Here is a 7,953-nt window from a genome sequence, read left to right as displayed (position 1 = left end):
CCCACAGCCACCGGCCGGCCCGCGGCCCACAGCCACCGGCCGGCCCGCGGCCCACAGCCACCGGCCGGCCCGCGGCCCACAGCCACCGGCCGACCCGCGGCCCACAGCCACCGGCCGACCCGCGCTCCACAGCCGCTGCGTTCACGCGACGCGCGTCCGCCGCCGGACGCGACCCGCCGCCGGCCGATCCGCACCCGTTCGGACCGCGCCGGCTGCCACAATGCGGACAGCTCCGGTGGACGGTGGCGCCGGGTGAACCCCGATCAGGAGGACGGCACCATGCCGGACAGCGAACGCGAGGCGGAACTGCTCGATGCCGAGCGCACCCTGCAGGCGGCGCAGCGGGCCGGCGACGTGGCGGCCCTCGACCAGTTGCTCGTCGACGAGCTGATCGCCATCGGCCCGGAGGGCGGCAGGCACACCAAACGGGACGACCTGACCGCGCACCGGGACCGGACCTCGGTCATCGAGGAACTCGTCGAGGAGGAGCTGGAGCTGCTCGTCGCCGGGACGACCGGCGTGACGTTCTTCCTCGGCCGGGTGGCTGGAGTGTTCGACGGCACGCCGTTCGCGGCTCGCCTGCGGTACACCCGTACCTGGATCCATGACGACGCGCACGGCTGGCGGGTGCTCGCCGCGCACATCAGCCCGGTCTGACCCGCAGGCCGGGTGACCGCTGGCGCGACCAGCTCAGGTGGTGGACTCCAGCTCGTCGAACGCCAGGGTCCACCAGGACTCCGGCTCGGCGAACGCCGCCGGGTCGACCTCCCGCAGGCCGGCGCGAATCCGTGCGGCACGGGCTGCCCGCTCCCGCCCGCCCGGGTCGGTGGCGATGAGCTGGCCCAGCCGGTACAGGAACTCCACGAACGCGGCGAAGCTGCTGTTGACCGTCTCCAGGTTCGGCGTCTGGAGATCCAGCAGCAGCACCTCGCCGGTCGCCGCGTGCAGGCAGAACAGCAGCATCGGGTCCTCGGGCGAACTGCCCAGCACGATGTACGCCCGCGGCGCCTCGTCGCCCACCTCGATGCGCAGGGTGGAGAAGAGCTCCACGTCGGGCGCCGACACGTCGACCGTGAACAGGATCGGCACCTCGACCGGCAGGGCGCCGTACGGCGGGAACACCTCCGGCCCCAACGGGCCGAGGATCGCCTCGAAGCGCTGGTCCGGGAAGTAGATGACGCCCCGCTCGCCCCACAGCGCGACCAACTCCTCGCGGGTGACGGTCACCGCCCGTCCCTCGCGTCGGCGTCGTCGTCCGGCTCGTCGTCGTCCGGCTCGTCGTCGTCCTCGTCGTCGAGCAGGCCCTGCTGGTCGAGGAAGGCGTGCCACTGGTCGTCGGCGGGGGTCAGGTCGGCGTAGCCCGGGCCGAGCAGGTAGTAGTGCACGAAGGAATCCAGGTCGGGCGCGAGCTCCTCGAAGGCGTCCGCCATGAACCACTCGGTGCCGGTCGGCGGGAAGTACCAGATGGCGCCGGTGCCCCGGTCCATGAAGATCGGCTCGTCGCTGCGGGTGCCGATCACCAGCCAGCCCGCCCGGTCCTCCGGGATGGCGGAGAAGTCCGGCGCGTAGTCCAGGTGGTACTGGATGCCGGTGAGGGTGGACGCGGACGCCAGCTCGATCCGGCCGGCGCGCAGCCCGTCGGCCACCAGCAGGAGATCCCGCAGGTCGGCCGGGAGGTCCGCCGGCACGGCGTCGGTGGCCGCGCCGTCGCCGAACTGGGCGTACCCCAGGCTCGCCGGCTGGTCCTCGGCCAGGTCGGCCCGCAGCTCCTCGATGAGCTGGTGCAGCTCGGGGGTCAATCCACCACCTCTATTCGGATCGGGGTCCCGTCCGGCAAGGTCTGGATCTGCCCCCAGATCTGCGAACCGATGTCCGTGTTGGTTCTACCATGCAGCAACTTGAGGTTGTCGACGGTGTCCGGGCCGCCGAGCTGGAGTTCCCATACGTGGTCCGGGTGGTAGCTGCTGAGGCGTTGGCTGAGCCGGTTGGCCAGATCCTTGTCGTGCGGCCAGTACTTGTCCCAGATCTTCTGGCGGATCCGCTCCTTGTAGCCGTCGGTGAGGCTCTTGTCCCGCTCGACGGGGTTGGTGGCCTTGTAGAGCTTGCCCTCGTCGCTGAGCTTCTTCAGCGCCGCCATCTTGCGCCGGAACTGCGAGGTCGCGTGGAAGTCCTTGCGCTGGACCCGGATCACCTTCGTCGGCAGGCTGTGATCCGGCCCGGTGACCCGGACGATGGGCTTCTCCAGCTTCTCGACCGCCTTGCGGACGATCTTGCCGGCCGCCGGCTTCGCGGCGACGCCGCGCGCCTTCCTCGGCTTGCTAGGCATCGAGCAGCTGCCCGATGACCTGGTCGATCAGCAGACCCACGATCTCCCGGGTGATCATCTGGAAGATCGGGATCTCGGCCAGCGAGGCGCCGAAAGTGGCCACCGCGGTCACGATCGCCTGCGCCACCTGGAACGCGAGGATGGCCAGCTGCACGATCAGCTGGATCTTCAACGCCAGGACGATCACCGCACAGACGATCAGGCCGGCGCCGAGGATCACGGCCGCCTGGGCGCCGTCCCGGAGCACCAGCGGCCCGTGCTGCTCACCGGTCCACCAGCCCTGGAACGCCTGCACCGCCGGGCCGACGTTCTGCGACCACACCTGGGCCGCGCCGGCGTCCGCCTCGCCGGCCGTGGCGCCGATCCGACCGGCGAACTCGATCCAGGCCTGGCCCATCTCGAAGAGCTTCTCCTCGTCGCCCTCCGGCCAGGTGTAGCCGATCCAGCCGAGCGCGGTGACCAGCTCACCAGGCAGCTGCAGACCCATCGCGCTACCCCAGCCCGCCGGCCAGCGAGCGCATCGTGCCCGCGCCGTCCTCGTCGACCCGGTCGTACGCGTCGGCCATGGAGCTCAGGTCGCCACCGGCCGAACCGATCTCCTCCACCGCGAGCCCGAGGCAGTCGAAGACGTACGCGGCGACCTCGGTGTAGGCCACCCCGATCAGCGAGCCGATGTCGTCGGCGCCCCAGGGCTGGCCGTGACCGGCCATCTGCGCCTCGAAGCCGTCCAACTCGTCGAGGAAGCGGCCCGCGAGGTCGGAGACCGTCGTGCCGGCGTCGCGCAGCGTCTGCGGCTCCACCTCGAACCCGTTGCCGCTCATCGCGGGCCACCTCGGGCCAGCCGGTCCTGCGCCTCGGTCAGTGCCGCCAGGAACGACCCGAGCCGCGGCACCGCGGTGTCCCGGACCTCCGCCAACTGCTCCCGCAGCTGCGACAGGTCACCGGCCTGCGGCGGGGTCGTGGCGCCCCGCATGGCGTCGATCGCCGCGTTGACGGCCGTGGTGATGTGCTCGGTCAGCTCCTCCGAACCGAGCCGCATCAGCCGGGGCTCCACCCAGAGCGACCGCAACCGCCCGTCCGGGCCCAGCTCGGCGCGGACCTGACCGTCCGCGGCCTCGCCGGCCGGCGACTCGGCCGGCTCCCCGTCGGCGCCGGCGGCCGGTGCGCTGACCGCCCCCAACGCCTGCATCGTCGCGTCCAACATGCGGGTGAAATCGCCACTGACCGGATCCGCCGCCATCTGCCCTCCCCAAGGCCGAACGGGCCGAGCCTAACGGACGGGTACCACGACTTCACCACGCCCAGCCGGCGTTCGAACACCGTCCCGCGTGGACGGCAGTCGGGCCGCGACCACGAGGTCGTTGAGCTCAACCGACCCGGCGGGCTGATCGGGCAGCCTACTGTCGTGCTGTGCCTGGTCGAGCCGGGCGGCCAACTCGGCCAGGTCGCGGTCGAGGGTCGCGCCCGGGACGAAGTCGTCCAGTGCGCCGTGCTCGGCGGCCCGCTTCTCGGCGATCAGGTCGGGCAGGTAGGCCGGCGCGGGTTCGGTGTCGAGCAAGGCCGGCAGGTTCGCCTGCATCCGGCCGGTACGCAGCAGGTGAACGCCGGTGAGCAGCGACCGGAAGGTGTACAGCAGCGGCTTGAGTTCACCGGTGGCATCGAACAGCCGCCGCTGGCTCGCGGCGAAGCCACGGTAGTGATGACCGTGGTGCCGGGTCACCGTGAGCGGCGCCAGCTCGATCAGCGCCGCGTGCACCGCCGTGGTGTGCACCACCAGGGGTGACAGCAACTGTTCGAGCACGTAGCCGTTCCGACGCAGCATCAGCCGTACGAACTTGCGCAGGTCGTGCGTGACCAGGTCCAGCTCCACCCCGTCGCGGTCGGTCATGACCGTGCGGGTCTCCGCCGGCTCCGCCAGCCCGATCACCTGCTCGACGGGCAGCAGGTGCGCGCCGCGCAGGTCGACGTCGGAGTCGGTGGACGGGAACCCGTACAGGTGGGCGCCGGAGACGGTGGCGAAGACCAGCGGGTACGGCTGCTCGGCGACGATGCCCGCCAGGTCGACGCCGGCCGGCAGGCCAGCGCCCTCCCACGCGGTCACGACGGCCACCGCACGGAGCGGTCGCGGACCGAGATCAGCCACTGCTCGACCCGCGCCTCGTCGGGCCGGTCGGGCAACGGACTGGTGGCCAGGTCCGCCGTCAACCGGGCGACCAGCCGGTCCCGCCAGGCGACGATGTCCTCCCAGGGCACCTCACCGGCCTTCACCGCCAGCAGTCGGTCCCGGTCGGCGCCGACGTCCAGCACCAACCGCCCGGTGCGGACCAGGTGACCGCCGGCGGCCAGCAGCCGGATCAGATGCATCACGTGCCGCCAGGTCGGGGTGCCGGAGCGGGCGATACCGCGCTCGGCCTTGCCGAACTGTGCGGTGGCGTAGCGCTGGTAGGTGTCCGCCACCCGCCGGGACAGGAACGCCGGCGCGAGCGCCCGCAGTTCCTCGCCCACCGGGGTGCACGTCTCGACCAGCGGGGAGTGCAGCACCTCCAGGACGGTGGGGTTCGCCGCCAGCCCGAGCACGCAGACCCGCTCCACCTCCCAGCGCATCTGCTCCGGCAGCGGGCCGTCGTGGTGCCACGCTGGCTTGCGTAGACCCCAGAACGCCGAGGCGGGCAGGGCGTACACCCCGCGTCGGTCGGTGTCCGAGGCGGCGCCGGACAGGCCGAACGCGCGGGAGCCGACGACCACCTGCAGGATCGTCCGGTCGTCGACCAGTTGATCCGTCAGCGCGTGCTCCATCGCCGCCTCCCCCGAGCGTCGGGTCGGCGGCTCCGGCCGGTCGACATCCGGTGCACACCATGCCTGTTTCGCGGCGCGCCGTCGAGCCCGTTTCGTCAACTCACGGTGGCCTCGACCGGGCCGACGCGCAGCACGCCGTCGTTGAGCGGGGTGCAGCGGATGCCTCCGGTGGTGCGCAGCGCCTTCCACGCACCCGGGCCGACCGTGACGTCCATCCAGGCGCAGGGGCGGGCGGCCCGGTTCACCCGCAGGCTGACCGGGCCGTCGCCGGAGTCCAGCACCAGCACCTTGCCGATCAGCTCGTCCACCGCGATGCCGGTGGTGAGGACGTTGCGGCGGACCTCCGCCAACCCGATGCCGGCTGGCAGTGACTCCTGGGCGATCACCGTCACGCTGGCGTCGCGGTGTGCGGGCTGGCCGAAGTACCGGTCGCCGACGATGCCGAGACCGGCCCGGATACGCACCACGTCGACCAGCTCACCGGGCGGGGCCGGAACCGGGCCGTCGGCGGGCCGGCCCAGGAAGCGGTGCACGGGCGAGGCCAGCAACTCGACGATCTGCGGCATGGCACGGATTCTACGAACCGGATGACCCCCTCCGGGCCGGCTCTGCGTTCCCGGCCGGCGGGCGATTCGCGCATCCGGCAGCCGGTGGGGACGGCGATGATCGTGCCGCCGTCCCCACCGGTGCTCAGGCCGGCGTGCCGGTGACGGTCAGGTTGCGCAGTCGGCCCACGTTGTCGAACGAGCCGAAGCCCACCCGCCCGGAGCCGAACGTGCTGTCCTTCGCGGTCATCAGCGGGTCCCGTCGCCCGTCGACGTAGACCGCGATCTCGCCGGTCGCCGGCAGGTGCACGACCCGTACGCGGTGCCAGTCGGCGTCGGTGATCGCCGGGTTGGCGCCGCGCGACCGGCCGTTCCACTGGTGGTCGATGCGTTCCCGGTCGGCGTTGTCGACCTTGAAGATGCCGTTGTGCGGGTAGATCGTGTTGTCGGTGGAGAGGTGGGCGTAGTAGAACTCCGTGTCCGAGCGCCAGCCGAAGACGATGATCACGTCCCGGTTGGTGACCTCCACCGGCGTGTCGAGCCGTACCCGCGCCTCGACCTCGACCGACGACCAGGCCGGTCCGGCGGTCAGGACGGCGTACTCGAACGGCCGGCGCGGGCCCGGCCGGCTGACCCCGGCCTCGGCGAGGATGACCTGGTCGTGGGTGAACTGCCACTTGGCCGGGGTCACCGGCGCCCAGTTCGAAGCTCCCGCGGTGCGGCGCAGGGTGGTGTTCCCGACGTCTCCGCTGGCGAAGACCCGGGTGCCGGTGACCTTCCAGATCTTCCCGTTGGCCTTGGCGAGCACGTAGAGCTCACCGGCGGCGTCGGTCCCGAAGCGCAGGTCGACGCGGTTGGGATCGCCGGGCGCGCCGGGCCCGGAGAGGTCCCGCATACGGACCGGGGTTCCCTCGGCGTCGAAGAGGGCGAGCTGGTGGATCGGGGCCAGGCCCCGCCCGCGGCGCATCTCGTTCGCCTCGGTGTAGAGCACCCGACCGTCGACCAGGTCACCGAACACGTACTTGCCAAGCAGCGCCGGCACCGCGCGTCCCCGGTAGACGAACCCGCCGGCCACCGCGACGCCGACGTCCGCGGTGCAGTTCCAGTCCGCGGCGGGGTCGTGGTCGTACGCGGCGACGGGGTACGTGTATCCGTACCGGTCGTCGTCGGCGGGCAGTGGGAAGAGCCGGACGCAGGGATTGGTGGCCGCCTTGTCGAAGACGAAGGATCCTTCGCGCTCGCTCCAGCCGAAGTTGTCGCCGGCGCGGACCTCGTAGATCGCCTCGATGGCGTGTTCACCGATGTGCCCGAGGTACATGCGGCCGGTCGCGCGGTCCCAGCTGAAGCGGTGCGGGTCGCGGAAGCCCAGGGCGTAGATCTCGCCGAGCGCGCCGGCGCGGCCGACGAACGGGTTCCTGGGTGGGATGCCGTAGCGCCCGTTGGCGGCGTTGGTGCCCCGGGGGTCGATCCGCAGCAGCTTGCCGTGCGGCATGCCCAGGTTCTGCGGGTCGGTGTTGCGCACGCCCAGACCGCCGTCGCCGACCGCCAGGTACAGCAGGCCGTAGTCGGGATCGTGGCGCTTCGCGGTGGGATTGAAGTTGATTTCCTGGATGCCGTGCACCTGGCCGCCGAACCCGATGCGCAGGACCTCCCGGCGGGTGCCGGCGAACGTGTCGGCGCTCGGGTCGGTCGCCGTCCACTCGGTGATGACACCGTGGTAGATCGTGCCGGCCTGGGCGTAGTCCGGCGTGGTGGTCGTCGCCGACGCCTGCTCGGTGTGGATGGTGTAGAACCGGCCGTTGGCGCCGAACTCGGGGTGGAAGGCGACGTACCCGAAGCCCTGGCCCAGGCCGCGGCCGGAGAAGAACTGCGGCGCGAAGGTCGCCGCCACGTCGAGGTAGACGTGCGGCACGCCATCTTCGACCAGGTAGAGGCTGCCGTTCAGGTCGGGCACCGCGCGCCGGCCGGAGCCGTCGGGCACCTCCATGATGGTGTTGATCCGGGCGGTACGCATGAGCCGCTGATCGGTCGGTGCCGGGCTCGGCTGCGACTGCGGGAAGCTGGCGTACTCGCTGAGGACCAGCCCGAGCCGGGACTGGATCGGCATCTCGGGGACCGGGTCGTACACCGCGTCGGCCGCGGCCCGGGCGGGCGTCGCGAGCACGGTGGACAGGATCAGCACCACGGCGGTGAGGCCGGCCGTCAACACGGACCTGCGGATACCGTGGGCGCTGTCGTGGAGGATGAGCACGCGTGTCTCCTTCTCGGTGGGACGGTGCCGAGGGT

Annotated in this window: 11 protein-coding genes; 1 reads left to right on the top strand and 10 read right to left on the bottom strand. The window is 71.9% G+C overall.

Annotated features, from left to right (window positions below):
• The first annotated feature begins 252 nt into the window (after window positions 1-252).
• Window positions 253-657, top strand: coding sequence for a nuclear transport factor 2 family protein (locus tag ACWD5O_RS24215; protein ID WP_354962436.1), 405 nt, complete (start codon window positions 253-255; stop codon window positions 655-657).
• 33 nt (window positions 658-690) lie between these two features.
• On the opposite strand, the gene ACWD5O_RS24210 is transcribed toward ACWD5O_RS24215, so the two are convergent.
• From ACWD5O_RS24210 to ACWD5O_RS24165, 10 genes are all read right to left on the bottom strand, one after another.
• Entirely contained in the window at window positions 691-1,227 is a 537-nt protein-coding gene (locus ACWD5O_RS24210) for an SUKH-4 family immunity protein (protein WP_450086631.1), read from the bottom strand.
• Window positions 1,224-1,799: an SUKH-4 family immunity protein gene (locus ACWD5O_RS24205; protein WP_450086630.1), complete on the bottom strand. Its 576-nt coding sequence runs from the start codon at window positions 1,797-1,799 to the stop codon at window positions 1,224-1,226. The genes ACWD5O_RS24210 and ACWD5O_RS24205 overlap by 4 nt, the downstream gene beginning before the upstream one ends.
• Window positions 1,796-2,326: an endonuclease gene (locus ACWD5O_RS24200; protein WP_354962439.1), complete on the bottom strand. Its 531-nt coding sequence runs from the start codon at window positions 2,324-2,326 to the stop codon at window positions 1,796-1,798. Before ACWD5O_RS24200 ends, ACWD5O_RS24205 begins: the two co-directional genes overlap by 4 nt.
• Complete coding sequence (locus ACWD5O_RS24195; protein ID WP_354962440.1) at window positions 2,319-2,813, bottom strand: WXG100-like domain-containing protein; 495 nt, start codon at window positions 2,811-2,813, stop codon at window positions 2,319-2,321. Before ACWD5O_RS24195 ends, ACWD5O_RS24200 begins: the two co-directional genes overlap by 8 nt.
• Window positions 2,814-2,817: 4 nt before the next feature.
• Window positions 2,818-3,147, bottom strand: coding sequence for a hypothetical protein (locus ACWD5O_RS24190; RefSeq protein WP_354962441.1), 330 nt, complete (start codon window positions 3,145-3,147; stop codon window positions 2,818-2,820).
• On the bottom strand, window positions 3,144-3,566 hold the full coding sequence (locus tag ACWD5O_RS24185; protein ID WP_450086629.1) for a YbaB/EbfC family nucleoid-associated protein: 423 nt from the start codon (window positions 3,564-3,566) through the stop codon (window positions 3,144-3,146). Before ACWD5O_RS24185 ends, ACWD5O_RS24190 begins: the two co-directional genes overlap by 4 nt.
• Window positions 3,567-3,596: 30 nt before the next feature.
• The gene (locus ACWD5O_RS24180) at window positions 3,597-4,403 is read right to left on the bottom strand and encodes a nucleotidyltransferase domain-containing protein (RefSeq protein WP_450086636.1); all 807 of its coding nucleotides are present in this window, start codon (window positions 4,401-4,403) and stop codon (window positions 3,597-3,599) included.
• 20 nt (window positions 4,404-4,423) lie between these two features.
• The gene (locus ACWD5O_RS24175) at window positions 4,424-5,122 is read right to left on the bottom strand and encodes a nucleotidyltransferase domain-containing protein (RefSeq protein ID WP_450086628.1); all 699 of its coding nucleotides are present in this window, start codon (window positions 5,120-5,122) and stop codon (window positions 4,424-4,426) included.
• A gap of 95 nt (window positions 5,123-5,217) precedes the next feature.
• Entirely contained in the window at window positions 5,218-5,688 is a 471-nt protein-coding gene (locus ACWD5O_RS24170) for a molybdenum cofactor biosysynthesis protein (protein ID WP_450086627.1), read from the bottom strand.
• 124 nt (window positions 5,689-5,812) lie between these two features.
• Window positions 5,813-7,918 carry a PQQ-dependent sugar dehydrogenase gene (locus tag ACWD5O_RS24165; protein WP_450086626.1) on the bottom strand — a complete coding sequence of 702 codons (2,106 nt, stop codon included), beginning with the start codon at window positions 7,916-7,918 and terminating at the stop codon, window positions 5,813-5,815.
• Window positions 7,919-7,953 lie beyond the last annotated feature (35 nt).

It is taken from the genome of Micromonospora sp. NPDC005161 (assembly GCF_053599855.1).
Note: the sequence above shows the minus strand (reverse complement) of the source record. Positions and strands in the feature narration are given on the sequence as shown.

Excerpts from the sequence above, each read along its gene's own strand:
- ACWD5O_RS24200 (WP_354962439.1), bottom strand. The coding sequence starts at position 2,326 with ATGCCTAGCAAGCCGAGGAAGGCGCGCGGCGTCGCCGCGAAGCCGGCG.
- ACWD5O_RS24195 (WP_354962440.1), bottom strand. The coding sequence starts at position 2,813 with ATGGGTCTGCAGCTGCCTGGTGAGCTGGTCACCGCGCTCGGCTGGATC.
- ACWD5O_RS24190 (WP_354962441.1), bottom strand. The coding sequence starts at position 3,147 with ATGAGCGGCAACGGGTTCGAGGTGGAGCCGCAGACGCTGCGCGACGCC.
- ACWD5O_RS24185 (WP_450086629.1), bottom strand. The coding sequence starts at position 3,566 with ATGGCGGCGGATCCGGTCAGTGGCGATTTCACCCGCATGTTGGACGCG.
- ACWD5O_RS24175 (WP_450086628.1), bottom strand. The coding sequence starts at position 5,122 with ATGGAGCACGCGCTGACGGATCAACTGGTCGACGACCGGACGATCCTG.
- ACWD5O_RS24170 (WP_450086627.1), bottom strand. The coding sequence starts at position 5,688 with ATGCCGCAGATCGTCGAGTTGCTGGCCTCGCCCGTGCACCGCTTCCTG.